Here is a 24,997-nt window from a genome sequence, read left to right as displayed (position 1 = left end):
CCCCGCCCACCTGTTGAGGGGAGCCCTTTCACGCAGCGCCCCGTTAAACGGATGTGGGATGAAGCCACGCGAGGCGTGTCCCGCGTGGCTTCTATGTAAAGCGGTACACGGGAAACTTCCTTGAGGGAAGCACCCGTACCCATATGTGACTGCGAACTCGGTAAAAAAACCGGTGATCGCGGAAAATCAGCCCTTGAGAACCTCGAGCAGGGTCTCGCCCAGCTTGGCCGGGGACGGGGAGACGCGGATGCCCGCCTCTTCCATCGCCGCAATCTTGTCCTCGGCGCCGCCCTTGCCGCCGGAGATGACCGCGCCGGCATGACCCATGGTGCGGCCCGGAGGCGCCGTACGGCCGGCGATGAAGCCGGCCATCGGCTTCGAACGGCCCTTCTTGGCCTCGTCCTTGAGGAACTGGGCAGCCTCTTCCTCGGCCGAACCGCCGATCTCGCCGATCATGATGATCGACTGGGTCTCGTCGTCGGCGAGGAACATCTCCAGGATGTCAATGAACTCGGTGCCCTTGACCGGGTCGCCGCCGATACCGACGGCCGTGGTCTGGCCGAGACCGGCGTTGGAGGTCTGGAACACCGCCTCATAGGTGAGCGTGCCCGAGCGCGAGACGACACCGACCGAGCCCTTCTTGAAGATCGAGCCCGGCATGATGCCGATCTTGCACTCTTCCGGCGTCAGGACGCCCGGGCAGTTCGGTCCGAGCAGACGCGAGTTGGACTTCTCCAGCCGGCGTTTCACCTTGACCATGTCGGCGACCGGAATGCCTTCCGTGATGCAGACGATGAAGGGCACCTCGGCATCGATTGCCTCGATGATCGCGGCGCCTGCGCCTGCCGGCGGAACGTAGATCACCGACGCATCCGCACCGGTCGCTTCCTTCGCTTCGCCGACGGTGGCGAAGATCGGCAGGGACGCCGCGCTTTCCAGACCCGACGACCAGCTTTCGCCACCCTTCTTCGGATGCACGCCGGCCACCATCCTGGTGCCGTAGTATTCGAGTGCCTGTTCCGTGTGGAACGTGCCGGTCTTGCCGGTCAATCCCTGGACGATGACCTTGGTGTCTTTGTTGACGAGAATGGACATCTAGCTGCCTTCCTTGATTTTCACGGCGCGCCTCCGAAACCACATTCCAAACAATGCCACTAGGGCATTCATCAGGAGAACCGCGGAAGTAAAGAACGCAAAATACGCGGCCGCCATCGGCTGGAACCCGTTATTTGCATTGTTCGATAGATAGCTAGCAACAACCCAACAAGCGCCGCAGGCCAAGCCAGATAAGGCAACGGATGTTAGAGACACCCATTTTTCAAACCCAAGCCAACCAGCCCAGCGACCCGCTGCAAACGAGAAGATGCTTAGCCCCAACAGTGCCAACGCAACTCCCCCCAACAGGCTGCTTATCGGAATCAAAGCTCCTATCAACTCCCAAGTATCCGCAGCCCTACGTCGTTTCGAGCGTGCGTGTGGCTCAACCCTTAACGGCCTTGACGATCTTCTGCGCGGCATCGTCGAGGTCATCCGCAGCGATGACGTTGAGACCGCTCTCATTGATGATCTTCTTGCCAAGCTCGACATTCGTGCCCTCGAGGCGCACGACCAGCGGCACCTTCAGGCCAACGTCCTGCACAGCCGCGATCACGCCTTCGGCAATGACGTCACAACGCATGATGCCGCCGAAGATATTGACCAGGATGCCCTTCACGTTCGGATCCGAGGTGATGATCTTGAACGCCGCCGTCACCTTCTCCTTGTTGGCACCGCCGCCGACGTCGAGGAAGTTGGCCGGCTCCGCGCCATAGAGCTTGATGATGTCCATGGTCGCCATGGCAAGGCCGGCGCCGTTGACCATGCAGCCGATGTCGCCGTCGAGCGCAACATAGGCAAGGTCGTACTTCGACGCCTCGATCTCCTTGGCGTCCTCCTCCGTCTCGTCGCGCAGGGCGACGATATCGGAATGCCGGAAGAGCGCATTGCCGTCGAAGGAGACCTTGGCGTCGAGGACGCGCAGACGGCCGTCCTTCATGACGATCAGCGGGTTCACTTCCAGCAGCGCCATGTCCTTTTCGACAAAGGCCTTGTGGAGGATCGGGAACAGCGTCATGCCGTCGGCGCGCGCCGCACCTTCGAGCGCCAGCCAGTCGCAAAGCTGCGCGGCGTCCGCTTCCGTGACGCCCGTGTCCGGGTCGATCGGCAGGTTGTGGATCTTCTCCGGCGTCTCCTCGGCGACGGCCTCGATGTCCATGCCGCCTTCCGTCGAGACGACGAAGGCCGGACGACCGACCGTGCGATCGACCAGGATCGAGAGATAGAGCTCGCGCTCGATGTCAGCGCCGTCCTCGATATAGAGGCGGTTGACGACCTTGCCGGCCGGGCCGGTCTGCTTGGTCACAAGCGTGTTGCCGAGCATATCGGCGGCATGCGCCTTCACCTCGTCAAGCGAGAAGGCGAGGCGGACGCCGCCCTTGGCGTCGGCAGGCAGTTCCTTGAACTTGCCCTTGCCGCGACCGCCGGCATGGATCTGCGACTTCACCACCCAGAGCGGGCCGGGAAGCTGCTTCGCGGCGGCCTCGGCCTCGTCGGCGGAAAAGATTGCGACCCCGTTGGCCACCGGCGCACCGAAGGACTTGAGGACCTCTTTGGCCTGGTATTCGTGGATATTCATGCGTCTATCCCCCGGATAGTTTGGAAGAGGGTTGGCGTCATGCAAAACGGGAGGCCCAAGGACCTCCCGAAAGCGACGTCAGGCAAGAGCCGGCTGGATCTTCTTGCAGGCCTCGACGAGGCCGTCGACAGAGGCGATGGACTTGTCAAACATCGCCTTCTCGTCACCGTTCATCTCGATCTCGATGACACGCTCGACACCACCGGCGCCGATGACGACCGGAACGCCGACATAGGTGTCGTTGAGACCATACTGGCCGTCCAGATGCGCGGCGCAGGGCAGCACGCGCTTCTTGTCCTTGAGGTAGCTCTCGGCCATGGCGATCGCCGAGGAGGCCGGGGCATAGAAGGCCGAGCCAGTCTTCAGCAGGCCGACGATCTCGGCGCCGCCGTCACGGGTGCGCTGGACGATTTCCTCCAGACGTTCCGCCGTGCACCAGCCCATCTTGACCAGATCGGTCAGCGGGATGCCGGCAACGGTGGAGTAACGCGTCAGCGGCACCATCGTGTCGCCGTGACCGCCAAGCACGAAGGCCGTCACGTCCTCGACGGAGACCTCGAATTCCTCGGCGAGGAAGTAGCGGAAGCGGGCGCTGTCGAGGACACCGGCCATGCCGACCACCTTGTTCGCCGGCAGGCCGGAGAACTTCTGCAGGGCCCAGACCATCGCGTCGAGCGGATTGGTGATGCAGATGACGAAGGCGTTCGGGGCATGCGCCTTGATGCCCGCGCCCACCTGCTCCATCACCTTCAGGTTGATCTCAAGCAGGTCGTCGCGGCTCATACCGGGCTTGCGCGGCACGCCGGCGGTGACGATGACGACGTCGGCACCGGCGATCGCCTCGTAGGAGTTGGCGCCGGAGAGCTTGGCATCGAAGCCGTCAACCGGGGAGGATTCGGCAAGGTCGAGCGCCTTGCCCTGGGGGGTACCTTCGGCAATGTCGAAGAGGACGATGTCGCCGAGTTCCTTCAGGCCGGCGAGGTGGGCGAGCGTGCCGCCAATCTGTCCTGAGCCGATCAGAGCGATCTTGTTCCGAGCCATATCCTATTGCTTCCCTTTACGTAAAATGGAGCATGAACCGTTCCCAACGGTCGCGCATGGCACTAAACCCTTTGGCGCCGGGGTGCAAGCTAATCGAAGGAATAGCCCCTCCCGGAGACGGCTCACGCCTCGTCGCTGAGCCAGTCCTGCGAGCGCATTTCGACAAGGCGCGAAACGGTCCTCTGGAACTCGAACGACTCGGTTCCGCTCGTCGCCACATAGAGGCCTTCAGGCTCGGTGGCGGCGGAAACGATCAGCTTGCTTCGGTTGTTGTAGAGCGTGTCTACGAGGTTGATGAAGCGCTTGGCCGCATTGCGCTGCGCAAGGTCCATGACCGGCACGCCCTCGACAACGAACGTGTGGTAGGACAGCGCCAGCCGCTGGTAGTCGGCAGCGCCCAATGGCTGCTCGCAGAGTTCCGCAAAGGTAAAGCGGGCGACGCCGGCTGCCGTGCGCGATATCGGGATGCGCCGCCCCTTGACCTCCAGTTCCTCCGAATGCGGCTGCAGGCCATGTGTCAGCTTCCGCCACAGGTCGTCGACCCTTTCACCGGCCTCCGGGCCCAGCGGCGAGATATAGAGCGGCGCCCCGGCAAGCTTCTCCAGCCGGTAGTCGGTGCGCGCGTCCAGGCAGACGACGTCGACACGCGTTTTGAAGAGCTCGACGAAGCTGAGAAAATGCCCGCGGTTGAGACCGTCGCGATAAAGATCGTCCGGATCGACATTCGAGGTCGCGACCACGATCACGCCCCGCTCGAAGAGCTTTGTGAACAGCCGGCCGAGGATCATCGCATCGGCGATATCGGTCACCGTGAATTCGTCGAAACACAGCAGCCGCGTCTCGCCGGAAATCTCGGAGGCAACCGGCGGGATCGGGTCGTCCCCGCTCATCTTGCCGTCACGGATCGCCGCCCGTACCCGGTGGACGCGCTCGTGCACATCGGCCATGAACTCGTGAAAATGAACGCGTCGCTTCTTCTTCGTCACGGCAATGTCGAAGAACAGATCCATCAGCATGGTCTTGCCGCGGCCGACCTTGCCCCAGACATACAGTCCCTTGACGGGCTCACGGCTGGCGCCGCGCTTGCCGAACAGCCAGCCGAGCGCGCTCTTCTTCGATGCCGGCCCGGTCTCGGCGAGCAGCTCGTTGAGCCGGTCAAGCGCCGCCACGACTTCGGTCTGCGCCACGTCCCGTTCTATCTCGCCGGCCTCGACAAGGGCGCCGTAGCGCCCCGCTACCGTATGCGCGATCGGGATTGTCCGGGCTGACGGCGTGGCACTCATGTTGATGGAACCCTTCGGCAAAACGGGAAACAGCGTGGCCGGCCCAGACCCCACTGCGGAGCATGAGGGCCCGGTGCGGCGCTGATAACGCGCGCCCGTGTCCGCCGCAACTCCCTTGACGGGTGCCGTATCGCGGACAAGGTGCCGCTGGCGGCCTGTCCGCGCGGCGATCCGCCGGACATCTCGCCCGTCTCCTAGTCTTGTGTGTCCCGATCCTGCGCTGGTGGCAGAAACTGCTGATCCACCGGCACCTGCAACCCGGTCGCCAGCCTGTTCGTCTCGCTCGCCATGCCGACGATCGCCAGCAGTTCGCCGAGTTGCTCCTCGCTCATGCCCTTGGCCCTTGCCGCCGCCGTGTGCGAGCGAATGCAATACTCGCAGCCGTTGACGATCGACACCGCGACATACAGCATTTCCTTGGTCAGCGGATCGATCGAACCCGGACCCATGACGTCCTTCAGGCTGGACCAGGTACGCTCCAGAAGCCGCGGGTCATTGGCGAGAACCCGCCAGAAATTGTTGATGAAGTCAGTGTTCCGCGTCGCCTTGATATCAGCGACGACCGCGGCAGAACGCGCCGGCAGTTCCTCGTCTGCAAGTATAGGCCAGACAGACATGCCCCCTCCCAGTCTCGGTATCGACCCGGCCTTTCCGACCGGGCACGTTCATCGAACGCCCTAGCGGAACACCTGGACAGGCGCCCCGGACGTGGTGCGACCGGAGAAACTCTCCGCGCCTGTCGCGTAAAGTTCCGCGACAGTGGTACCGCTGTTGTCCTTGAGCAGCACCTGCTTGCCCTGCAGGTCCCAGGCGGAGATCGTCTGCATCTGCGGAGACGCGCAACCGCGGGAATTGGCGCGATAGCCGCCGCTCCAGGTGGTCAGGGTCATGAAGAGCTTGCAGTTGTCGGAACCGGAGGCCAGCGACCAGCCGCCGAGCATGTCGCTGCGACCGATTTCGCGCGCGCCGGCCGGCGGAGCGCCGGAGGCACCGGCGGTCGGATCGACACCGGCGACCTGGGTGCCGGCGTCGCCAAGCGGCGCGCCGTCAACGCCGGTTCCAGGCTGGCCATAGGCCGGATCAAGAGGTTGCAGCGGCTCCAGCGACTGGCTGGCAACAGGCGCGGTGGGCGTTGCCGGGAGCGGCGCGCTGCGGCTTCCGTATCCCAGGCGCTGACAGCCGGCCAGCGCCACGGTGAGGCAGAGCATGGCTGCCAGGGGTGCGCTATGCTGGGCGGAACGGATCATGTTCTGTCTGTCCTTGCTCGTTCTGGCTTCACACGGTTTCACAGTGCGCGACCCGAGCCGGGCGGGGCATCATCTGCTTGCCATGACACGCAAACCGGCTTCCGGAAGCCAAGTGGGACCAGGTCCGGTATCCCGGTCGACCTGCCCGCTATGTCATGGCACCAACCGTCATGATTCTTGTCGGTTTTGGTGACCAAATGGTTGACGCGTTTCCAATGGGCAGGCAATTGGGTCCAAATAATGACCCGCAGACTGCGGGAAATGCCACCCGGGATGACCCGGATCGCCACGAATCCGCCGCAAGTCGCGCCTAGCAAGGGATCTGGTCTGGGGAGACCCCAAGGAGCGGTGCCTATCCTTCAGGAGCATCGCATGCCGCATTCAAGCGAAAAGCCGCAGACCGGCTACTACCGAAAACTGACATTCGCGGACCAGCCGCGCTTTCGCGACCACCTGCTGCGGCTCGATCCGCAAGCGCGCCGCGCCCGCTTTGCCATGCCGGCAAGCGATGCGTTCCTGCGCTGCTATGCCGAGACGAGCTTCACGCTGGGAACAGTGATCCACGGCTACTTTGCCGACGGGCATTTGCGCGCCGTGGCGGAGCTGCGTTCGTTCAGCGATGGCGAAACGGCCGAGGCCGCCTTCTCCGTCGAAAGCGGCAGCCAGCAGGCCGGCATCGGAACGCGCCTTATGGAACTGACGCTGATCGCGGCGCGCAATCGCGGCTGCAGGCACATCTACATGAACTGCCTGGCAACCAATCGCGCCATGCAGCAACTGGCACGAAAATTCACAGCGGACCTCACCTTCGAGATGGGCGACATCATCGGCCGCATCGAGCCGCGCTCGTTCTCGCTTTTCAGCCTTGCCCGCGAACAGATTGCCGACGCCTTTGGCGTGATCGGCGCCTTCACCGATACCGGCCGCCGTCCGGCGGGACGCTAACCGCCCGCCAGTCAGGCAATGCGGCGAAACCCGGAGTGGCGGAAGCTCTGCTCGTCGATGGCCCGGTTGATCCGGCGGCGGATCTCGTGGAAAGCGTCGCGCAGCGCCTCGCGCCCGACCAGCGCCGTCGCGCGCGTGCCAAGGCCCCAGTCGACCAGTCGCGTGTGGGCGGGCCAGGCACGGGTCGTCGCCACCAGGGCCGCCGGTGTAAGCCCGACGACGACATCGGGGACGGGCGCGTGCGGCAGGGTGAAAAGCCGCCAGCTTTTCGGCTGCAGGCCGGTCAGCGACAGCCCGTGCGCGGCAAGGATCTTGCCGACGCCCTCGGCGAGATCCGGCGCAGGCGACAACCCGGCGGAGAAGGCCCGGAGGCCGCGAGAAGGATCCACGTTGAGATAGGCCTCGGCCATCGGGCTGAGACGCGCGTTGTCGTCGCACAGGAACAGGACATTTACCGACATCGTCACTCCTTGGATCGCGACCGCCGCATGACGCAGGCGATGCAGGATCCGCCCGGCTCCCGCGCGCGACTGGCGCTGGCCGGAGCCTTTGTCCGTGGTGATTTCGAATCGCCCCCCGGCGCAAGCGCAGGTGATACGCGGGCTTCGAAACGGCAATGTGACGAGCTGCCAAACACTTCCGGGCCAAATCGCGGCGATCCCGTGGCAGGAGGAAAGGACCGTTTTCAGCCCTCCGCAAAACTGTCGAAGGCCGCCAGCGCTTCCGCGCCATAGATCATCGACGGCCCGCCCCCCATGTAGACGGCGACCCCGATCGTCTCCATCACCTCCTCGCGGGTGGCGCCGTATCTTGCGGCTGCTTTCGCATGATAGGCGAGACATCCGTCGCACCGTGCGGCAATGCCGATGGCGAGCGCGATGAGTTCCTTGGTTCTGCTGTCAAGCGCACCGGCGCCGATCGCCGCGCGCGCGATCTCCTGAAACCCTTTCGCAACGCCCGGAATACCGGTCCGCAGCGCGCCCATGCGCCCGTCCGTCTGCTCGACGAAAGCCTGCCAGTCACTCACGGCCATTTTCGGGAAACTCCGCTCGGTTTTCGACGGGTCGGACGATAGCGAAAGCGAGGGCACGCGCCTTGTTCTGGATCAACGCGGCGCACCGCCGACTTGACCTTCGCCTCGCGACACCGCAAGTGCAGGGACTGCCTGCGGACGCCGTCCGCTGCCAAGAAGGACCTGCCCATGCCTTTTGCCCTGTGGTGCGTGCTTGCCGCCGCGATCCTGCCGATCCTCTCGGCCTTCCCGGCCAAGCTGACGAAGGAATTCAACAATTCCAGCCCCCGCGATCCGGATTTCTGGAAGGACGGCTTCCGGGCCCGGGCGGCAGCCGCCCAGGCGAACGGTTTCGAGGCCTTTCCGCTTTTCGCCGTCGCGGTCGTCACCGGTCTCTGGCAGGGCGGTGATCCACAATGGGTCGACAACCTTGCCGGGCTTTTCATCGGCGCGCGGGTGATCTTCGTCTTCTGCTACTGGACAGACCGCTCGACGCCGCGCTCACTCGCCTGGACCGTCGGTTTCGCGGCGAGCGTGGCGATCTTCACCAGCCCGGTCTGGAGTTGACCCACCAGACCACAGGACGGTTGCACTCTCCTGTAAGTTGCATTTAGGTGTCGGAGCCGTTCATTTCACACGAAGTCGGCGACCTGGGACTTTTTTCGATCGAGAATTCTGGAGCCTGTAGATGCGTATTGCCCCGATCGCCCTTGCCCTGAGCCTTGCCCTTGCCGCCGCCCCCTCTCACGCCAGTGACGGTTTCAATCCCTTTGTCTCCGCCAACCCGGACGGTTTTTCCTGGGACGGGTTCTATCTGGGCGCACACGGCGGCTACGGCTGGTTCACGACCACCTGGCCAAGCGGCCATTCGACCACGGACCGGGGAGAGTTGTTCGGCGGCCATGGCGGTTACAATCACATGGTCGGACGATTTCTGCTGGGCGCCGAGATCGACCTGAGTTCGGCCACGATCAACGAGTGGAGCCGCTTCAGCGACCAGGTCAGCCTGCTGACTTCGGCAAGGGTCCGCGCCGGCGTGACCCATGACCGCTACCTGCTCTTTGCCACCGCCGGCATTGGCGCCGCACGCATCTCGCAGGCGCGCTTCACAGGTGCCAAGCAGAGCGAGACTCATGTCGGATGGGTGGCAGGCGGCGGCCTCGAGGTGATGCTGACGGACTTTCTGTCGCTCCGAGGCGAGTACCTGCACTACCAGTTGCCTTACAAGACCTACAATCTGGGCCTGGGCAACTTCCGCTATGGCGGCAATGTCGACCTCGTGCGCGGCGGTCTCTCGGTTCACTTCTGAGCAGAAAAGCGAAAGGCGGCACACCGGCCGCCCTTCCAACTCCCGTATCGGCCGGAAACCCGGTCAGTAGCGACGCTCGACCATCATCTTCTTGATCTCGGCGATCGCTTTGGCCGGGTTGAGCCCCTTCGGGCAAGCCTGCGAACAGTTCATGATCGTGTGGCAGCGGTAGAGGCGGAACGGGTCCTCGAGATTGTCGAGACGCTCGCCGGTGGCCTCGTCGCGGCTGTCGATCAGCCAACGATAGGCCTGCAACAGCACGGCCGGGCCGAGATAGCGGTCGCCGTTCCACCAGTAGCTCGGGCACGAGGTCGAGCAACAGGCGCACAGGATGCACTCGTAGAGGCCGTCGAGCTTGGCGCGGTCCTCATGGCTCTGGCGCCATTCCTTTTCGGGTGCCGGCGTTGTCGTCTGCAGCCAGGGTTCGATCGAACGGTGCTGGGCATAGAAGCGCGTCAGGTCGGGAACCAGATCCTTGACCACCGGCATGTGCGGCAAGGGATAGATCTTCACCGGTTTCTCGCCGATTTCCTCCATGCCCCGGGTGCAGGCGAGCGTGTTGGTCCCGTCGATGTTCATCGCGCAGGATCCGCAAATGCCCTCGCGGCAGGAGCGGCGGAAGGTCAGCGTCGGGTCGATCTTGTCCTTGATATAGATGAGCCCGTCGAGAACCATCGGCCCGCAATCGTCGCTGTCGATGAAGTAGGTATCGACCCGCGGGTTGCGGCCGTCGTCCGGGTTCCAGCGGTAGATGCGGAACTCGTGCAGGTGCTTGGCGCCGGCCGGCTTGTCCCAGACCTTGCCTTCCGCAACCTGGGAGTTCTTGGGAAGCGTCAGCTGTACCATATCTCGTCGCTCCGCGTTTCGGCCCGTCCGCAAGGCAGGCCATTCATTCTGGTTTGCATTCAGCCCTTCAGGCGGCGCGCCCAAAAAGCATGTTGTCCATTGTCTCGCCTTCGATGGCGTATCCCAGGCCGGCAAGAACGGCGAGGCAGTCCTGCGCCCAATGCTCCCGGCAATTCGTCTCGATCAACACTGCCCGGGGCAGCAGACCGGGCTCGCAATCCTGCAGATAGGGCAAGAGCACCCGATCCTCGAAACCTTCCACGTCGACCTTGAGCACGTCGACGCGGCCGATCCCGTGCGCGGCGAGAAGGTTCGCCAGCGGACGCACGGTCACCGTGCGCGATGACCAGTCGCCAGCCCACTCGCCCGTCGTCAGATCCTCGACCAGCGTCGCGAAACCGCAATTCGTCGGCTCGCTCCACAACTGCATGGTTCCTGGCATGTTTCCCACGGCAACGGTCGCAACGACGATCTCGTCGAGACGGTTCGCAGCAATGTTGAACGCCAGCCGCCCCGCCGTTTCGGGGTTGGCCTCGACCGCCAGCACCTGCGCACCCCGCCGCGCCGCCTGGAGCGCATAGCTGCCGATATTGGCTCCGATGTCGACAAAGACCGTCCCCTTGACCAGATGACGCGCGAGCATGTCGTGCTCGGCGCGCTCCGGCAGGCGCCGCCGGGCCATGATCTTTCGGTCGTCGTAGTTCGAGCCGGGATAGAGACGAAAGCGGAGCCCGTCCGCTTCCGCGTCATAGGGGCCAGCCCAGATCCGCGACACCAGCGTGCGCATGCGCTTTCGCAAACCCGCGGTCATCTCGTGGCGGTCGGCAAGCGCCCAGGCAAACCTGGCCAGACCCTCGGCACCATAAGTGCCGAAGGGCGAGGTCGTGTCGATCGCGATGCCTGTCGCCGTCATGTTCCCAACGGGTTCCTGCTCTCTGCCGCGGCCCTGCCTCAGTAGACGCGCGCCTTCGGCGCGATCTTCTTCGGGTCGATGCCACCTTCCTCGAAGGTCGTGAGCGGCTCGGTGACGACCGGGCGATAACCCAGCGTCGTCGTTCCGTCCTCGGCGACCCAGGCAAGCGTGTGCTTGCGCCAGTTGTCGTCGTCACGACCGCCCAGCGGACCGTCCTTGAAGTCCTCGCGCGCATGCGCCCCGCGGCTCTCCTTGCGCGCCTCGGCGCCGTAAACCGTGGTGATGGCGTTGGCCATCAGGTTTTCCAGCTCCAGCGTCTCGACGAGATCGGAGTTCCAGATCATCGAACGGTCGCTCACCTTGAGATCGGCAAGCTCGCCCCAGATCGCGGAAATGCGTTGGCAGCCCTGCTCCAGGCTCTCCTGGGTCCGGAAGACCGCGGCGTCTTCCTGCATGGCGCGCTGCATCTTCTCGCGCAGCTGCGCTGTCGGCGTGGAGCCGTCGGCGTGGCGGAGCTTGTCGAAGCGCGCCATGATCTTCTCGCAGCTCGCCTCGTTCGGCGTCGGCACGGCGGACTTGCGGTCGACCACCTCGCCGGCCCTGATCGCGGCGGCACGGCCGAACACGACGAGATCGATCAGCGAGTTGGAGCCGAGGCGGTTGGCGCCATGCACGGAGGCACAGCCCGCCTCGCCGACCGCCATCAGGCCCGGCTGGATGGCGCTCGGATCGTCCTTGGTCGGATTGAGCACCTCGCCCCAGTAGTTGGTCGGAACGCCGCCCATGTTGTAGTGGACCGTCGGCAGGACCGGGATCGGCTCCTTGGTCACGTCGACGCCGGCGAAGATCTTCGCCGATTCCGAGATGCCCGGCAGGCGCTCCGCGAGGATGTCGGGATCGAGGTGGTCGAGATGCAGGAAGATGTGATCCTTGTTCTTGCCCACGCCCCGGCCGTCACGAATCTCCATCGTCATGCAGCGCGAGACGACATCGCGCGAGGCGAGATCCTTGGCCGACGGCGCATAACGCTCCATGAAGCGTTCACCCTCGGAATTGACCAGATAGCCGCCCTCGCCGCGCGCGCCCTCGGTAATCAGGCAGCCGGCGCCGTAGATGCCGGTCGGGTGGAACTGCACGAACTCCATGTCCTGAAGCGGCAGGCCGGCACGCGCTACCATGCCGCCGCCATCGCCGGTGCAGGTATGGGCGGAGGTGGCGGAGAAGTAGGCCCGGCCGTAACCGCCGGTCGCAAGCACGACCATCTTGGCGGAGAAACGGTGAATGGTGCCGTCATCGAGGTTCCAGGCGATGACGCCCTGACAGACGCCGTCCTCGGACATGATCAGGTCGAGAGCGAAATACTCGATGAAGAACTCGGCATTGTGGCGGAGCGACTGGCCATAGAGCGTATGCAGGATGGCATGGCCGGTGCGGTCCGCAGCGGCGCAGGTGCGCTGCACCGGAGGACCGTCGCCGTAATTCTGCATGTGACCGCCGAAGGGACGCTGGTAGATGCGGCCGTCCTCGGTGCGCGAGAAGGGCACGCCGTAATGCTCGAGCTCGTAGACCGCCTTGGGCGCCTCCCGCGCGAGATATTCCATCGCGTCGGTGTCGCCGAGCCAGTCTGAGCCCTTGACGGTGTCGTACATGTGCCACTGCCAGCAGTCGGGCGTCATGTTCTGCAGGCTCGCGGCAATGCCGCCCTGCGCCGCCACCGTATGCGAGCGGGTCGGGAAGACCTTGGAGATGCAGGCGGTCCTCAGACCCTGCTCGGCCATGCCGAGCGTCGCCCGAAGGCCCGCGCCACCGGCCCCCACGACCACCACATCATAGCGGTGATCGACAAAGGAATAGGCTTGTCCTGCCATGTTTTCAGCCTCCGAAGCTGATCTTGAGAACGGCAAAGACCGACGCAAGGCCGACGAATACCGAGAAGAAGGTGTTGCCCATCAGCGCCAGCAGCTTCAGCGCCTCGCCGTGAAGGTAGTCCTCGATGATCACCTGCATGCCGAGCTTCATGTGATAAATGCCCGACAGGATCACCAGCAGCATCAGGATCGCGATCAGCGGGTTGCCGAGCGCGGAAGTCACCGAGGCGTGGTCCCCGCCCTGCAGGGCGACGACGAGAACCACGAAGAAGGAGATCAGGAAGACGTTGGCGACGGCCGTGACGCGCTGGCGCCAGAAATGGGTGGTGCCGTCCTTTGCCGAGCCGAGACCGCGAACGCGGGAAAGCGGGGTACGCATGTCAGTCATGGTGGTGCCTCCCTCAGCGCACGGCATAGCCGACGATCCAAAGCAGGATCGTCAGGATGACGGAACCGGCGATCGTGGCCCGGGCGAGCCATTCGCGCGCCTCCGTTCCGAAGCCATGGCCCATGTCCCAGATGAAATGCCGCATGCCGCCAAGCATGTGATGAACCAGCGCCCAGGTGAAGCCGAACAGTACGAGGCGCCCGAGGATCGACCCGTAGAGCTCGTTGACGAACTCGAAATAATCGGGACCGGCCGCCGCGGCGACAAGCCACCAGGCGAGAAGTATGGTGCCGAAGTACAGCGCCGCACCGGTAATGCGGTGCAGGATCGACATGACCATTGTGAGGATGGGTTTGTAGATCTGGAGATGCGGCGAAAGGGGCCGGCTGTTTTTCATCCCGACATCCGACATGGATTGTTCTCCCGTCTCCCCAATCGGCTTACGCTTACGTAAACGTTAGCTAAATCAGGGCCTTGTGTACCCGCCTTCTAAACCCATCAGGCGGGAACGTCAAAATATCCTATCGGAGAAGCCGGTGAAGTCTTTTCACCGCGACCGCAGGTCAGGCAGACGGAGAATGCCAGGTCAAACCTTACCTATAGGTAAGTCGCTTGTTCAGATGCACCATCATGACGGTGGCGAAGATCGGCGTCAGCAGGTTCAGGAGCGGCACGGCGAGAAAGCCGGCAATGACCAGGCCTCCCATGAACACGGTTCCCGAGTGCGCGCGGCGCAACGCCCTTGCCTCTTCCGGGGACCGGAACCGCATTGCGGCGAACTCGAAGAACTCGCGGCCCAGCAAATAGCCGTTGACGACAAAAAACGCGATCAGGTTGACGCCCGGAACGAGAAGCAGCAACAGCGCCAGCAAGTTGCCGGCAATCACGATCCCGGCAAACTTGATCGCCTGCGGCAGGGCCTTCGACAGCGGCATCGCGCGCCCGGACGGGTCGTCGGGATAGTCCCCCTGCTCCACCACCTCGGCAATCTCGTCCTGCAGGATGCCGGCGATGATGGCCGTGACCGGCGCGACCAGAAAGCCGAGCAGGAAGATCGCGCCGATGCCCGTCAACAGGGAAAGCGCGGTCTCCAACCAGGGATAGGGCAGCGTAACGAGCGTCGCCACGGCACCGTTCAGTGCCGCCCACACAAGAAAAAGCAGCACCAGCGTGTAGCCGAGCGTTTTCCAGAAGATCGCCCTGAGACGAGGTTCGAAGATCTGGGAAAGGGCGCGCAATGCGGCTGCAATCATGATGCGATTCGGTCCTGACGATAGAGGTGGCAGCGTTCACGTAGGTGGCTGACCTGCGCTGCGCAAGACGGCATGCCCGGATCGGCGCGCAGCGGACATCTCAGTCGTCGACGGACAACCAGTCGAGGCCCTTGGCGCTGCGCTCATCGAGCGCCGCACGGGAAAACATGAAAAAGCACCCGCCCCCGCCCGGCGGCTGGTCGTGCCTGCGGTCGATCGCGAACCCGCCGACATGGCACTTGAGCAACGTTCCCACGCCGCCATGGCCAACGAAGAGCACCGTCTCGTTCGCCGGAATTCCGGCAAGATGGGCCCGCACCCGTCCGAGGATGCGCGTCTGCGCGGCCCGGGCCGTCTCCCAGCCGCGCACGCTCTCATCCGGTGCGGCAAAGAACCGGTCGGCCACCGCCTCGAATTCCGGCGGCGGCAGGAAGCCGGTCGCAGACCGGTCGTTCTCATGCATGAGTTCGTCAACAACGACCCTCAGACCGAGATGGCCGGCAAGGATCTCCGCCGTCTGGCGCGCCTTGCGTTCCGCGCTGGAGACGATGTAGCGCACGCCGGAAAAGACCGGAAGGAGCGCACCGGCCCGGGCACGCCGGAAACCCGCCTCGGACAGCCCCCAGTCGGGCACGGGCACGGCCGGATCGATCTCGACCTGCGGATGGGTGAGATAGATGCAGTCGCCGTCCGGACGGATCACTCGGAGACGCTCCTGCGCTCCGCCCAGTTGCGAATCAGCCAATGCGCGATGGACAGCGGCGGCGGCACCTTCAGTCCGTCCGGATGACGGTCCTCAAGCATTGCCAGCACTTCCTCGCGCGGGAACCAGCGGCAGGCCTCCAGTTCGCTTTCATCCATGGTGATGTCCCGGCTTGTCGCGACCCCGTGACAGCCGATCATGAGAGAAGCCGGAAACGGCCAGGGCTGGCTGGCGTGATAGTCCACCTGGCCAACGCGAATGCCGGCCTCCTCGAACACTTCCCGGCGGACAGCCTCTTCGATCGTCTCCCCCGGCTCGATGAACCCGGCAAGAGTGGAAAAAACGCCCTCCGGAAGACGGGGCGGGCGTCCCATCAGGCAATCGTCGCCATCGGCCACCAGCATGATGGCCACCGGATCGGTGCGCGGAAAATGCAGCCCGCCGCAGGACGGGCAATCGCGCCTGTAGCCCCCTTGCGTCATGACGCTTTCGGCACCGCAGCGAGAGCAGTGCCGGTGCGTCGCATGCCAGTGAAGGAGTGCGCTCGCCTGCGCCAGAATGCCAAGATGCCCGGGCGCCAGCGCATCCTGGACCGCCAGCGAGCGGATATCGATCAGTTTCAGGCCGGAGGGAAGGGCAGCCTCGACCTCCTCGGCGCCGGCGCCCAGCGGCGCGGCAAAGACCGGGGCTCCATCGACGTCGAAGCCGAGCAGTACGACCTCGCCCTCGCGCGGCGGGAACATGCCTCCCACATCGCGTCCATGCAGGATGGAAAGAGGATGCGCTGCAGTCCCGACCAGCGGCCGTCCTTCGCACAGGAAAACGAAGCGGGCGGAGGAACCCTGCAGGTGAGCATTGAACCAGCCATCGTCGCCGCGATGCTCAGAGAGACGGTCGAGAGGATTGCCGTGATAGGCAAAACCAAGGACATGCGGATCGGTCATGAAGAGCTTTCTGGCAGGAAGGTGCAAAACAGGGAGTGTGGGAACCGGTCTCCGGGACGGAAAGTCATCCGCTCTCCCGGGCGAAGGCCGCCGCGAGGCGTGAGACCAGCTTCTCCCGCTCGGCCTCGGGACGGGCAACCGCCTGGCCCGCACCCCAGACGGGTCCGGGCCAGGCCGGATCGTCTTTGCGGCGGGCGATCACGTGGACATGCAGTTGCGAGACAATGTTGCCCAGCGCCCCCACATTGAGCTTGTCGCAATCCGTCTCCGCCTTCAGCACGCGGCTTGCGATGGCGATCTCCTGCATCAGGAGAAGCTGATCGCTCTCTCCCAGGTCGACGATCTCGACGAGATCGGCCTGGCGCGGAACCAGCAGCAGCCAGTCGAAGCGACCGTCCCGCATCAGCCGGACCGTGCACAGGGCAAGGTCACAGACGGGGACGCTGTCGCCGGCGAGACGCGGGTCGGTCTGGAAGCTACTCATGGCTACCCCTGAAGGTCGATCGGCCCGGACGGACCATGCGGCAGAACCTGGAACATTGGCCCCGGTCTTGCGCACTATAGCTGCGGGAAACGGCGGCGCCAGCCCCGGGCTGGCAGCGCTTTTCCCGTTGACGACGCCGGCAGCCCATTGCATGCGAAAGACGGCACCGGGTCGCCGATCAGCCAATGATCCGGGTCTTGGGGAGAGGTAAGGCATGCTGGCCGACGCGAAAAACTACGAGGAGCTTGTCGCCCGTTTCGAATGGAACGTGCCGGAGCGCTACAATATCGGCGTCGACATCTGCGACAAGTGGGCGGACGCCGACCCGGACCGGATCGCCCTCGTGTGCATCGGAGAGGACGGCACCCGCGAGACCGTCAGCTTCGCCGAACTCAAGGCGCTGTCGAACCGGATCGCCAACCTTTTCCAACGCGACGGCGTCAGGCGCGGCGACCGCGTGGCAGTACTGCTTCCGCAGGCGAAGGAGACAGCGGCAGCGCATATCGCGGCGCTGAAGCTCGGCGCCATCACCATTCCCCTTTTCATGCTGTTCGGCGAGGAAGCCCTCGCCTACCGGCTTGGCAATTCCGGCGCGAAGGCAGTGGTCACCAACCGGACCGGAGCAGCCAAGCTTGCAGGAATCCGGGACGATCTGCCCGGGCTCTCGGTGGTCTACCGGATCGACGGCAGCGACGCCTCGACCGTCGACCTGCACGCAGGGGCAGCCGCACTGCCGGCGGAGTTCACGCCGGCAGCGACCAGCGCCGACGATCCGGCGATCATCATCTACACGTCGGGGACCACGGGCCAGCCGAAAGGCGCGCTGCACGCCCATCGGGTGCTGCTTGGCCACCTTCCCGGCGTCGAAATGAGCCACGACCTCTTTCCGCAGCCTGGCGACCGGATCTGGACACCGGCCGACTGGGCCTGGATCGGCGGGCTGCTCGACGTGCTGATGCCGGCGCTCCATCACGGCATCACCGTCGTCGCCTGCCGCTTTGCCAAGTTCACGGCGGAGGCCGCATTCCGACTGATCTCGCAAGAGGGCGTGCGCAATGCCTTTCTTCCACCGACCGCCTTGAAGATGATGCGCGCTGCCGGCGATCCGCCGGCCGGACTCAACCTGCGCATGCGTACCATTGCCAGCGGCGGCGAAACGCTGGGCAGCGAACTCGTCGAATGGGGACGCAAGGTGTTCGGCGTCACCATCAACGAGTTTTACGGCCAGACGGAATGCAACATGATCGTCTCCTCCTGCGCCGCACTGATGCCGGCGCGGCCGGGCATCATGGGACGCGCGGTGCCCGGGCACGCGGTCGCCATCGTCAACGCGCTCGGCCATCCGGTGCCCGACGGGACCCAGGGCAATATCGGCGTGCGGCGCGGCGACCCGGTCATGTTCCTGGGCTACTGGAACAACCGCGAAGCGACCGATGCGAAATTCGCCGGCGACTACCTTCTGACCGGCGACATGGGTGTGAGAGACGAAGACGGCTGGCTGCGCTTCGTGGGCCGTGACGACGATGTCATCACTTCGTCGGGATACCGCATCGGGCCTGGCGAGATCGAGGACTGCCTGATCGCTCACGAGGCCGTCGCCATGGCCGGCGTGATCGGCAAGCCGGATGCGACCCGCACCGAGATCGTCAAGGCCTATGTGGTCCTGGCGGAAGGACACGCCGCCTCGGAGCCATTGGCGAGGGAACTGCAGGAATTCGTCAAGTCGCGACTTGCCGCGCACGAGTATCCGCGCGAAATCGCCTTTGTCGACAGCCTGCCGATGACGACGACCGGCAAGATCATCCGCAGGGAGTTGCGGGCCCGCGCCGCCGCGGAGCCCGGACAGGCGGCAGGTGCCTGAGCCGGATTTTCAGGATTTTTCCTTGCATCCGGCCATGAAAATCACGATATAGGGCGCGGGAGGTTGGTGGTGGACGAGCCACTCGCCAACCGGGTCAGGTCCGGAAGGAAGCAGCCCCAACGAGTCGCGGCACGGGTCACCGTGCCAGCCTCCCACCCTTTCCCTTGGAACATCTGTTTGACCCCGGCGCGCCGATACCGGCGGCGTCGGCCGAAGCTGTCAGCCGGCCGGGACCGCAGGCGGGGAAATCGTCGCCGCCATGCGGAATAGGCCTCAACAATACCGGCCCGCACCGCTAAGCTTGACGCCATGGATGGCTCCACACCCAATTCACCGGACGGCACCGGCGGCGGCACGCGCGATCCCGGCTATCGGGTTCTTGCGCGCAAGTACCGACCGAGAAGTTTCGAGGACCTCGTCGGCCAGGAGCCGATGGTCCAGACCCTGCGCAACGCGTTCGAGACAGGCAGGATCGCCCAAGCCTGGATGCTGACGGGCGTTCGCGGCGTCGGCAAGACGACGACGGCACGCATCCTCGCCCGCGGGCTGAACTACGAGATCCCCGGCGAGGTCGACCGACCGACCGTCAATCTCGACCGCCCCGGCGTTCACTGCGAAGCGATCATGGACGGGCGCCATGTCGACGTCATCGAGATGGACGCTGCCTCGCATACCGGTATCGACGACATTCGCGAGATCACCGAGGCGGCGCGCTATCGCCCCGCCTCCGCCCGCTTCAAGGTCTATATCATCGACGAAGTGCACATGCTGTCCAAGTCGGCCTTCAACGGCCTTCTGAAGACACTCGAGGAACCGCCCGAGCATGTGAAATTCATCTTTGCGACGACCGAAATCCGCAAGGTTCCGGTCACCGTGCTGTCGCGCTGCCAGCGCTTCGACCTGCGCCGGATCGACGCCGACAAGCTGGTCGGCCTGCTGCGCCGGATCTCCGCGGCCGAAGGCATCCCGATCGAGGACGAAGCGCTGGCGCTCGTCGCCCGGGCCGGCGAAGGCTCGGCACGCGATTCGCTCTCCCTGCTGGACCAGGCCATTGCCCATGGCAGCGTCGCCGCGCCCGGCGCGGCCGAAGGGATCACCGCGGATACCGTGCGCGGCATGCTCGGCCTTGCCGACAGGGCGCGTGTCATCGACCTGTTCGAACAGCTCATGCGGGGCGATGCCGGCGCGGCGATGGCGGAGTTCCGGGTGCAATACGATGTCGGCGCGGATCCTGTCGTCGTGCTTTCGGACCTCGCGGAGTTCACCCATCTGGTGACCCGGTTGAAGATCGTGCCCGATGCCGGCAACGACGCCTCCGTGACCGAAACCGAAAGGCTGCGCGGGCGCGATCTGGCCGCCCGCCTGTCGCTGCGACTGCTGTCGCGAACCTGGCAGATCCTGCTGAAGGGCATCGAGGAGGTCCAGGCCGCCCCCAAGCCGCACTTGGCCGCCGACATGGTTCTGGTGCGCCTTGCCTATGCCGCCGACCTGCCCGATCCGGAGGAAGCGCTGAAGCTGCTGCGCGCCGGCCAGGGCGAAGCGCTTGCCTCGACCTTGCCGGCGCCGACCCCGCCGGCCGGCGGGGCAACGGCCAGCGCGCCGGTCACGCCTGCGCAACATGTCAACTTCGAGCCGTCCACCGTCTCGCAGCCGACGGTCTCGCCATCCGTATCGTCCGGCAACACGCCGCCACGCCTGCAGGCTCTGCCGGGAGGCGCTGCCCTTGCCGCACGCCGCTCCGAGGCCGAGCCTCGCCATCAGGTACAGACCGTCTCCCGGCCGCAACCCGAGGAACCGGCTTATGACGGCCCGATGTCGCTTGCCGACTGCGCCGCCCTGGCCGCCGAAAAGCGCGACATTCGCCTGAAGGTCGAGATCGAGCGGCAGATGCGGCTGGTGCGGTTCGAGCCGGGCCGGATCGAGATCCAGCCGGTGAAGGATGCCGATCCGGACCTGGCCGGACGTCTTGGGCGCAAGCTGAGCGAATGGACCGGCCGGCGATGGATCGTCACCGTGTCGAGGACGGAAGGCCGCCCGACGCTTCACGAGGAGCGCGAGGAGACGCAGCGCCAGCTCATCTCCGATGCCAAGGCGGAGCCAGCGGTCGCCGCCCTTCTCGCCACCTTCCCGGGGGCCAAGGTTGTCGACGTGCGCGTCAGCACGGCCGAAGACTCGCCCCTTGACATGGCTCCGGTCGAAGACGACACCGATCCCGATATCTGAAGCGGGCGCCGGATTGGAAAACACCGCCGGCAGCTCCCATTTTCCGACCGCCCGGGCCGTTTAGGGTCGGGCGCGCCAAGGAGACCACGATGGACATTATGAAGATGATGAAACAGGCGAAACAGATGCAGGAGCAGATGGGCTCCCTGCAGGAGGAGATCGCCTCCCTCACCGTCGACGGCGCGGCGGCCGGCGGCATGGTCACCGTCACCTTGTCCGGCAAGGGAGAGCTCAAGGGGATCCGCATCGACCCCTCACTCGCCAAGGCCGACGAGGTCGACATCCTGGAAGACCTCATCCTTGCGGCCCATCAGGACGCCAAGGCGAAGGCCGAGGCGATGCTGCAGGAAAAGACCCAGGAAATGATGGGCGGCCTCGGCCTCCCCGCCGGTTTCAAGCTGCCGTTCTGATCCGATGAACAATCGCGCAGTGGCCGGACCCGAGGTCGAACGGCTGATCCAGCTGCTCGCCAAGCTGCCCGGGCTGGGTCCGCGTTCGGCCCGGCGCGCGGCGCTCCACCTGATCAAGAAGAAGGATCAGTTGCTGATCCCGCTCGCCCAGGCCATGGGCGTGGCGGTGGAGCACGTCACCGTATGCTCCACCTGCGGCACGGTCGACACCAGCGACCCTTGCACGATCTGCGCCGACACGCGCCGCGACGGCTCCACGGTGGTGGTCGTCGAGGATGTCGCCGACCTGTGGGCACTGGAGCGCGCCGGAGCGCTCAACTGCCGCTACCATGTGCTTGGCGGCACGCTGTCCCCGCTTGACGGCATCGGGCCGGACGACCTGACCATCGACAAGCTGGTCGCGCGGGTGGCCGAGGGCGAGGTCACAGAGATCGTGCTTGCCGTCAACGCAACGGTCGAGGGGCAGACCACGGCCCATTACATCACCGACCGCTTGCGCGGGTTCGACGTCAAGGTGACGCGCCTCGCCCATGGCGTGCCGGTCGGCGGCGAACTCGACTATCTCGACGAAGGAACCCTTGCCCAGGCGCTGAAGGCCCGCACCGCGTTCTGAGCCCTTGCAGACAAGTCCGGGGGCAGGTTGAACCGGGGACAAATGAAAAGCGGAACCGGGCATGCTAGGTTGACACTGCAAGACCAACAGCACCGGACCGACATGCAACGCGCCCCGCTTCCCCTTTTACGCCTTGCCATCATCCCGGCCTTGCTTGCGCTCTTCACTCTGCCCGCGTCCGCGCAACAGGGATTGCAGGCGAAGTTCACAAGCTTCCTGGAGACCCGCATTGTGCCGGCCGCGCGGGAGGCCGGTATTCCCGCTTCCGTGATCGCGCGCGAACTCAAGGGCCTATCGCCGGACACATCGCTTCCCGGCCTCGGCGACCCGGACGGGCCGGAGCGCCCGCCTTCCGTCAACTACCAGTCGGAGTTCCGGGCACCGGGCGGCTATTTCCGCGACAACCAGTTCAACGCGCTGGTCAATCGCGGCCGGGCGCTTGCCCGCACCCACCAGGACACACTGGCCCGGATCGAACGAAAATACGGCGTACCCTCGCGCATCCTGCTTGCCATCTGGGCAAGGGAATCCGGCTATGGCGGCGCCCGCATTCCCCATGACGCCCTGCGAACACTTGCGACCCGCGCCTTCATGGGCGACCGGCGCGACTTCTTCGCCAGCGAAACCGTCGCGGCGCTGCAGATCCTTGCCGACGGCCACATTTCCCGGGCCGAGATGAAAAGCTCCTGGGGCGGCGCGCTCGGGCAACCGCAATTCCTGCCCTCCAGCTTCCTTCGGCTCGCCGTCGATTTCGACGGCGACGGCAAGCGCGACATCTGGCGCTCGGTGCCCGACACGCTCGCCTCCATCGCCAATTACCTTGCCTGGTACGGCTGGGTGAAGGGGCGCGACTGGGGCTATGAGGCGGTGATACCCGCCTCCATCTCCTGTTCGCGCGAGGGGCCGGATCGGGGGCAGCCGATCTCGGCCTGGGTGGCGGAAGGCGTTACGCGCGTCAAGGATCGTCCCTTCCCCGCGCATGAGCTGCCGCAACCGGGCTTTCTTCTCATGCCGGCAGGACGCAACGGGCCGGCCTTCATCGCCACCGACAATTTCTACGTGCTCAAGGCCTACAACGAATCCGATGTCTACGCGCTCTTCGTTGGCCATCTGGCGGACCGCTACGGCAGCAATACGGGCTTCGTGCAGGGTTGGAAGGACGTGAAGACGCGCTCGCGCGGCGCGGTCCGCGAGTTGCAGCTGACGCTTGAAGGAAAGGGCTACGATGTGGGCGGCGCCGACGGACTGATCGGCTTCAAGACGCGGCGCACCCTTGGGCTCGAACAGGAAAAAACGGGCCGGCGCGCCACCTGCTGGCTGGAGTGAAGCCTACTCGCTGACGATACCGGTGTCCGCCGTCTCCAGATGGAAGGCGGCGGCCATCAGCGCCTTGGTGTAGTCGGTCCTCGGCGCGTCGAAGACATCGACCGCCGATCCCGCCTCCACCACCTTGCCGGCGCGCATGACGACCACTTCGTTGGCAAGCGCGCGCACCACTTTCAGATCATGCGAGATGAAGAGATAGGCAAGGCCGTGCCGCTTCTGCAAGTCTCGCAGGAGATCGACCACCTGCGCCTGCACGCTCATGTCGAGCGCCGACGTCGGCTCGTCGAGCATGACGAATTTCGGCTGCAGCACCATGGCGCGGGCAATCGAGATGCGCTGCCGCTGCCCCCCGGAGAACTCGTGCGGATAGCGGAAGCGGGTGTTCTCGTCGAGGCCCACCTCGACAAGGGCGGCCGCCACCTTGGCATCACGCTCGTCCGCCGAAATCCCCGGGAAATGGACGGCCAGCCCCTCGCCGACAATATCGGCGACGGACATGCGCGGGGAAAGCGAACCAAACGGATCCTGGAACACCACCTGCATGTCGCGGCGAAGCGGGCGCATGTCCTTCCAGGACAGGGTGTCGATGTCGCGCTTGCCGAAGCGGATCTTGCCGGTGGATGAGATCATCCGGAGCAGCGCGAGGCCGAGCGTCGTCTTGCCCGACCCGCTCTCGCCGACAATGCCGAGTGTCTGGCCCTCGCGCACGGTGACGTCGATGCCGTCGACCGCCTTGATGTGATCGACGGTGCGACGCAGGAAGCCACGCCTGACCGGGAACCAGACCTTGACGTCCTTCGCCTCGACAACGATCGGGCGGCGGTCGTCGGTCACCGGCGGCTTGCCCTTCGGCTCGGCCTCGATCAGGTGGCGCGTGTAGTCGTGTTGGGGGGTCTTGAAGACCTGTGCGACGGACCCGCTCTCGACGATCTTGCCCTTGGTCATCACGCAGACGCGGTCGGCGACCTTGCGGACGATACCCAGGTCATGGGTGATGAACAGCATCGCCATGCCGGTGTCGCGCTGCAGATCCTTTAGCAGCTTGAGGATCTGTGCCTGAACGGTGACGTCGAGCGCCGTGGTCGGCTCGTCGGCAATCAGCAGGTCCGGTTCGTTGGCCAGCGCCATCGCGATCATGACGCGCTGGCGCTGGCCGCCGGAGAGCTGATGCGGGTAGCTCTGCAGGCGGCTTTCCGGGTCGCGGATGCCGACCTGGTCGAGCAGTTGCACCACGCGTTTGCGCGCTGTCGTCTCGCCCATGCCCCGGTGCAGCTTCAGCACCTCGGCCACCTGCTTTTCCACCGAGTGCAACGGATTGAGCGAGGTCATCGGCTCCTGGAAGATCATCGAGATCTCGTTACCGCGAATGCGCCGGAGTGCCGGTTCGCCGGCCTTCAGAACGTCCTCGCCCTTGAACAGGATCTCGCCGCTCGGATGCGAGGCTGCCGGATAGGGCAGCAGCCGCACGGCGGACAGCGCCGAGACCGATTTGCCCGACCCGCTCTCGCCGACCAGCGCGACCGTCTCGCCGGGCGCGATATCGAAGGAGACGCGGTCGACGGCGGTCTGGGTGACCCCGTTCTGCGTGAAGGCGACGGAAAGGTCGCGGACGGAAAGAAGCGGTGCGGATGTCGTGTCGGTGGTCATGGGGTCC

The 24,997-nt window shown here is 65.0% G+C and carries 26 protein-coding genes and 1 other RNA gene; 9 read left to right on the top strand and 18 right to left on the bottom strand.

Going from position 1 to position 24,997, the window contains the following annotated elements:
• Positions 1 to 186: 186 nt before the first annotated feature.
• From sucD to RBB46_RS06735, 6 genes are all read right to left on the bottom strand, one after another.
• Positions 187 to 1,095 carry a succinate--CoA ligase subunit alpha gene (sucD, locus tag RBB46_RS06760; protein WP_306028135.1) on the bottom strand — a complete coding sequence of 303 codons (909 nt, stop codon included), beginning with the start codon at positions 1,093 to 1,095 and terminating at the stop codon, positions 187 to 189.
• Between the two features lie 385 nt (positions 1,096 to 1,480).
• Positions 1,481 to 2,674, bottom strand: coding sequence for an ADP-forming succinate--CoA ligase subunit beta (sucC, locus tag RBB46_RS06755; RefSeq protein WP_306028134.1), 1,194 nt, complete (start codon positions 2,672 to 2,674; stop codon positions 1,481 to 1,483).
• 78 nt (positions 2,675 to 2,752) lie between these two features.
• Positions 2,753 to 3,715, bottom strand: coding sequence for a malate dehydrogenase (mdh, locus tag RBB46_RS06750; RefSeq protein WP_306028133.1), 963 nt, complete (start codon positions 3,713 to 3,715; stop codon positions 2,753 to 2,755).
• Positions 3,716 to 3,837: 122 nt separating this feature from the next.
• Positions 3,838 to 4,998: a cell division protein ZapE gene (gene zapE / locus RBB46_RS06745; protein ID WP_306028132.1), complete on the bottom strand. Its 1,161-nt coding sequence runs from the start codon at positions 4,996 to 4,998 to the stop codon at positions 3,838 to 3,840.
• Positions 4,999 to 5,192: 194 nt separating this feature from the next.
• A complete protein-coding gene (locus RBB46_RS06740; RefSeq protein ID WP_306028131.1) occupies positions 5,193 to 5,615 on the bottom strand; it encodes a carboxymuconolactone decarboxylase family protein in 423 nt (140 codons plus the stop codon).
• Positions 5,616 to 5,675: 60 nt separating this feature from the next.
• Positions 5,676 to 6,245, bottom strand: a complete 570-nt coding sequence (locus RBB46_RS06735) for an AprI/Inh family metalloprotease inhibitor (RefSeq protein ID WP_306028130.1) — start codon at positions 6,243 to 6,245, stop codon at positions 5,676 to 5,678.
• A gap of 372 nt (positions 6,246 to 6,617) precedes the next feature.
• Between RBB46_RS06735 and RBB46_RS06730 the strand changes: the two genes are divergently transcribed.
• Positions 6,618 to 7,190: a GNAT family N-acetyltransferase gene (locus RBB46_RS06730; protein ID WP_306028129.1), complete on the top strand. Its 573-nt coding sequence runs from the start codon at positions 6,618 to 6,620 to the stop codon at positions 7,188 to 7,190.
• 11 nt (positions 7,191 to 7,201) lie between these two features.
• Here the strand turns inward: RBB46_RS06730 and RBB46_RS06725 are convergent, their stop codons facing one another.
• On the bottom strand, positions 7,202 to 7,651 hold the full coding sequence (locus RBB46_RS06725) for a low molecular weight phosphatase family protein (RefSeq protein WP_306028128.1): 450 nt from the start codon (positions 7,649 to 7,651) through the stop codon (positions 7,202 to 7,204).
• Positions 7,652 to 7,875: 224 nt separating this feature from the next.
• Positions 7,876 to 8,223, bottom strand: a complete 348-nt coding sequence (locus tag RBB46_RS06720) for a carboxymuconolactone decarboxylase family protein (RefSeq protein WP_306028127.1) — start codon at positions 8,221 to 8,223, stop codon at positions 7,876 to 7,878.
• 168 nt (positions 8,224 to 8,391) lie between these two features.
• Between RBB46_RS06720 and RBB46_RS06715 the strand changes: the two genes are divergently transcribed.
• Positions 8,392 to 8,769 (top strand): MAPEG family protein, encoded by a 378-nt coding sequence (locus RBB46_RS06715; RefSeq protein ID WP_306028126.1) that lies wholly within the window; start codon positions 8,392 to 8,394, stop codon positions 8,767 to 8,769.
• A gap of 121 nt (positions 8,770 to 8,890) precedes the next feature.
• Entirely contained in the window at positions 8,891 to 9,511 is a 621-nt protein-coding gene (locus RBB46_RS06710) for an outer membrane protein (RefSeq protein ID WP_306028125.1), read from the top strand.
• A 63-nt stretch (positions 9,512 to 9,574) separates the two neighbouring features.
• On the opposite strand, the gene RBB46_RS06705 is transcribed toward RBB46_RS06710, so the two are convergent.
• The 9 genes from RBB46_RS06705 to RBB46_RS06665 form a co-directional block, all read right to left on the bottom strand.
• The gene (locus RBB46_RS06705) at positions 9,575 to 10,357 is read right to left on the bottom strand and encodes a succinate dehydrogenase iron-sulfur subunit (protein WP_306028124.1); all 783 of its coding nucleotides are present in this window, start codon (positions 10,355 to 10,357) and stop codon (positions 9,575 to 9,577) included.
• Between the two features lie 67 nt (positions 10,358 to 10,424).
• Positions 10,425 to 11,270 carry an FkbM family methyltransferase gene (locus RBB46_RS06700; RefSeq protein ID WP_306028123.1) on the bottom strand — a complete coding sequence of 282 codons (846 nt, stop codon included), beginning with the start codon at positions 11,268 to 11,270 and terminating at the stop codon, positions 10,425 to 10,427.
• 38 nt (positions 11,271 to 11,308) lie between these two features.
• The gene (gene sdhA, locus RBB46_RS06695) at positions 11,309 to 13,138 is read right to left on the bottom strand and encodes a succinate dehydrogenase flavoprotein subunit (protein ID WP_306028122.1); all 1,830 of its coding nucleotides are present in this window, start codon (positions 13,136 to 13,138) and stop codon (positions 11,309 to 11,311) included.
• A gap of 4 nt (positions 13,139 to 13,142) precedes the next feature.
• Positions 13,143 to 13,526 carry a succinate dehydrogenase, hydrophobic membrane anchor protein gene (gene sdhD, locus RBB46_RS06690; protein ID WP_306028121.1) on the bottom strand — a complete coding sequence of 128 codons (384 nt, stop codon included), beginning with the start codon at positions 13,524 to 13,526 and terminating at the stop codon, positions 13,143 to 13,145.
• Between the two features lie 13 nt (positions 13,527 to 13,539).
• Positions 13,540 to 13,938: a succinate dehydrogenase, cytochrome b556 subunit gene (gene sdhC, locus RBB46_RS06685; RefSeq protein WP_306028120.1), complete on the bottom strand. Its 399-nt coding sequence runs from the start codon at positions 13,936 to 13,938 to the stop codon at positions 13,540 to 13,542.
• Between the two features lie 181 nt (positions 13,939 to 14,119).
• Positions 14,120 to 14,779, bottom strand: coding sequence for a sulfate transporter family protein (locus tag RBB46_RS06680; protein WP_306028119.1), 660 nt, complete (start codon positions 14,777 to 14,779; stop codon positions 14,120 to 14,122).
• Positions 14,780 to 14,879: 100 nt separating this feature from the next.
• A complete protein-coding gene (locus tag RBB46_RS06675; protein ID WP_306028118.1) occupies positions 14,880 to 15,482 on the bottom strand; it encodes a histidine phosphatase family protein in 603 nt (200 codons plus the stop codon).
• Entirely contained in the window at positions 15,479 to 16,426 is a 948-nt protein-coding gene (gene nudC, locus RBB46_RS06670) for an NAD(+) diphosphatase (protein WP_306028117.1), read from the bottom strand. The genes RBB46_RS06675 and nudC overlap by 4 nt, the downstream gene beginning before the upstream one ends.
• Before the next feature lie 64 nt (positions 16,427 to 16,490).
• Positions 16,491 to 16,910, bottom strand: a complete 420-nt coding sequence (locus RBB46_RS06665) for an HIT family protein (protein WP_306028116.1) — start codon at positions 16,908 to 16,910, stop codon at positions 16,491 to 16,493.
• A 214-nt stretch (positions 16,911 to 17,124) separates the two neighbouring features.
• On the opposite strand from RBB46_RS06665, the gene RBB46_RS06660 reads away from it, so the two are divergent.
• The 6 genes from RBB46_RS06660 (at position 17,125) to RBB46_RS06635 (ending at position 23,343) form a co-directional block, all read left to right on the top strand.
• Positions 17,125 to 18,771: an acyl-CoA synthetase gene (locus RBB46_RS06660; protein ID WP_306028115.1), complete on the top strand. Its 1,647-nt coding sequence runs from the start codon at positions 17,125 to 17,127 to the stop codon at positions 18,769 to 18,771.
• A 58-nt stretch (positions 18,772 to 18,829) separates the two neighbouring features.
• Positions 18,830 to 18,927: signal recognition particle sRNA small type (gene ffs / locus RBB46_RS06655), an RNA gene on the top strand.
• 153 nt (positions 18,928 to 19,080) lie between these two features.
• Positions 19,081 to 20,994 (top strand): DNA polymerase III subunit gamma/tau, encoded by a 1,914-nt coding sequence (locus RBB46_RS06650; RefSeq protein ID WP_306028114.1) that lies wholly within the window; start codon positions 19,081 to 19,083, stop codon positions 20,992 to 20,994.
• An 89-nt stretch (positions 20,995 to 21,083) separates the two neighbouring features.
• Positions 21,084 to 21,404 (top strand): YbaB/EbfC family nucleoid-associated protein, encoded by a 321-nt coding sequence (locus RBB46_RS06645; RefSeq protein WP_306028113.1) that lies wholly within the window; start codon positions 21,084 to 21,086, stop codon positions 21,402 to 21,404.
• A 4-nt stretch (positions 21,405 to 21,408) separates the two neighbouring features.
• The gene (gene recR / locus RBB46_RS06640; protein ID WP_306028112.1) at positions 21,409 to 22,017 is read left to right on the top strand and encodes a recombination mediator RecR; all 609 of its coding nucleotides are present in this window, start codon (positions 21,409 to 21,411) and stop codon (positions 22,015 to 22,017) included.
• Positions 22,018 to 22,119: 102 nt separating this feature from the next.
• Complete coding sequence (locus tag RBB46_RS06635; RefSeq protein WP_306028111.1) at positions 22,120 to 23,343, top strand: lytic transglycosylase domain-containing protein; 1,224 nt, start codon at positions 22,120 to 22,122, stop codon at positions 23,341 to 23,343.
• A gap of 3 nt (positions 23,344 to 23,346) precedes the next feature.
• On the opposite strand, the gene RBB46_RS06630 is transcribed toward RBB46_RS06635, so the two are convergent.
• Complete coding sequence (locus RBB46_RS06630) at positions 23,347 to 24,990, bottom strand: ABC transporter ATP-binding protein (protein ID WP_306028110.1); 1,644 nt, start codon at positions 24,988 to 24,990, stop codon at positions 23,347 to 23,349.
• Between the last annotated feature and the right edge of the window lie 7 nt (positions 24,991 to 24,997).

Origin of the sequence: Stappia sp. MMSF_3263, assembly GCF_030733745.1 — a bacterium.
Taxonomy (GTDB): domain Bacteria; phylum Pseudomonadota; class Alphaproteobacteria; order Rhizobiales; family Stappiaceae; genus Stappia.
The sequence above is the reverse complement of the archived record's forward strand: the minus strand, read 5'-3'. Positions and strand labels throughout refer to the sequence as shown.

Bases quoted from the DNA above. Each gene is read 5' to 3' on its own strand.
- sucD (WP_306028135.1), bottom strand. From the start codon at position 1,095: ATGTCCATTCTCGTCAACAAAGACACCAAGGTCATCGTCCAGGGATTG.
- sdhA (WP_306028122.1), bottom strand. From the start codon at position 13,138: ATGGCAGGACAAGCCTATTCCTTTGTCGATCACCGCTATGATGTGGTG.
- RBB46_RS06660 (WP_306028115.1), top strand. From the start codon at position 17,125: ATGCTGGCCGACGCGAAAAACTACGAGGAGCTTGTCGCCCGTTTCGAA.
- RBB46_RS06665 (WP_306028116.1), bottom strand. From the start codon at position 16,910: ATGAGTAGCTTCCAGACCGACCCGCGTCTCGCCGGCGACAGCGTCCCC.
- RBB46_RS06635 (WP_306028111.1), top strand. From the start codon at position 22,120: ATGCAACGCGCCCCGCTTCCCCTTTTACGCCTTGCCATCATCCCGGCC.
- RBB46_RS06680 (WP_306028119.1), bottom strand. From the start codon at position 14,779: ATGATTGCAGCCGCATTGCGCGCCCTTTCCCAGATCTTCGAACCTCGT.
- sdhC (WP_306028120.1), bottom strand. From the start codon at position 13,938: ATGTCGGATGTCGGGATGAAAAACAGCCGGCCCCTTTCGCCGCATCTC.
- RBB46_RS06740 (WP_306028131.1), bottom strand. From the start codon at position 5,615: ATGTCTGTCTGGCCTATACTTGCAGACGAGGAACTGCCGGCGCGTTCT.
- RBB46_RS06650 (WP_306028114.1), top strand. From the start codon at position 19,081: ATGGATGGCTCCACACCCAATTCACCGGACGGCACCGGCGGCGGCACG.
- RBB46_RS06725 (WP_306028128.1), bottom strand. From the start codon at position 7,651: ATGTCGGTAAATGTCCTGTTCCTGTGCGACGACAACGCGCGTCTCAGC.
- sucC (WP_306028134.1), bottom strand. From the start codon at position 2,674: ATGAATATCCACGAATACCAGGCCAAAGAGGTCCTCAAGTCCTTCGGT.
- mdh (WP_306028133.1), bottom strand. From the start codon at position 3,715: ATGGCTCGGAACAAGATCGCTCTGATCGGCTCAGGACAGATTGGCGGC.
- RBB46_RS06715 (WP_306028126.1), top strand. From the start codon at position 8,392: ATGCCTTTTGCCCTGTGGTGCGTGCTTGCCGCCGCGATCCTGCCGATC.
- RBB46_RS06735 (WP_306028130.1), bottom strand. From the start codon at position 6,245: ATGATCCGTTCCGCCCAGCATAGCGCACCCCTGGCAGCCATGCTCTGC.
- RBB46_RS06730 (WP_306028129.1), top strand. From the start codon at position 6,618: ATGCCGCATTCAAGCGAAAAGCCGCAGACCGGCTACTACCGAAAACTG.
- RBB46_RS06710 (WP_306028125.1), top strand. From the start codon at position 8,891: ATGCGTATTGCCCCGATCGCCCTTGCCCTGAGCCTTGCCCTTGCCGCC.
- RBB46_RS06705 (WP_306028124.1), bottom strand. From the start codon at position 10,357: ATGGTACAGCTGACGCTTCCCAAGAACTCCCAGGTTGCGGAAGGCAAG.
- RBB46_RS06720 (WP_306028127.1), bottom strand. From the start codon at position 8,223: ATGGCCGTGAGTGACTGGCAGGCTTTCGTCGAGCAGACGGACGGGCGC.
- sdhD (WP_306028121.1), bottom strand. From the start codon at position 13,526: ATGACTGACATGCGTACCCCGCTTTCCCGCGTTCGCGGTCTCGGCTCG.
- RBB46_RS06700 (WP_306028123.1), bottom strand. From the start codon at position 11,270: ATGACGGCGACAGGCATCGCGATCGACACGACCTCGCCCTTCGGCACT.
- RBB46_RS06630 (WP_306028110.1), bottom strand. From the start codon at position 24,990: ATGACCACCGACACGACATCCGCACCGCTTCTTTCCGTCCGCGACCTT.
- recR (WP_306028112.1), top strand. From the start codon at position 21,409: ATGAACAATCGCGCAGTGGCCGGACCCGAGGTCGAACGGCTGATCCAG.
- RBB46_RS06645 (WP_306028113.1), top strand. From the start codon at position 21,084: ATGGACATTATGAAGATGATGAAACAGGCGAAACAGATGCAGGAGCAG.
- zapE (WP_306028132.1), bottom strand. From the start codon at position 4,998: ATGAGTGCCACGCCGTCAGCCCGGACAATCCCGATCGCGCATACGGTA.
- nudC (WP_306028117.1), bottom strand. From the start codon at position 16,426: ATGACCGATCCGCATGTCCTTGGTTTTGCCTATCACGGCAATCCTCTC.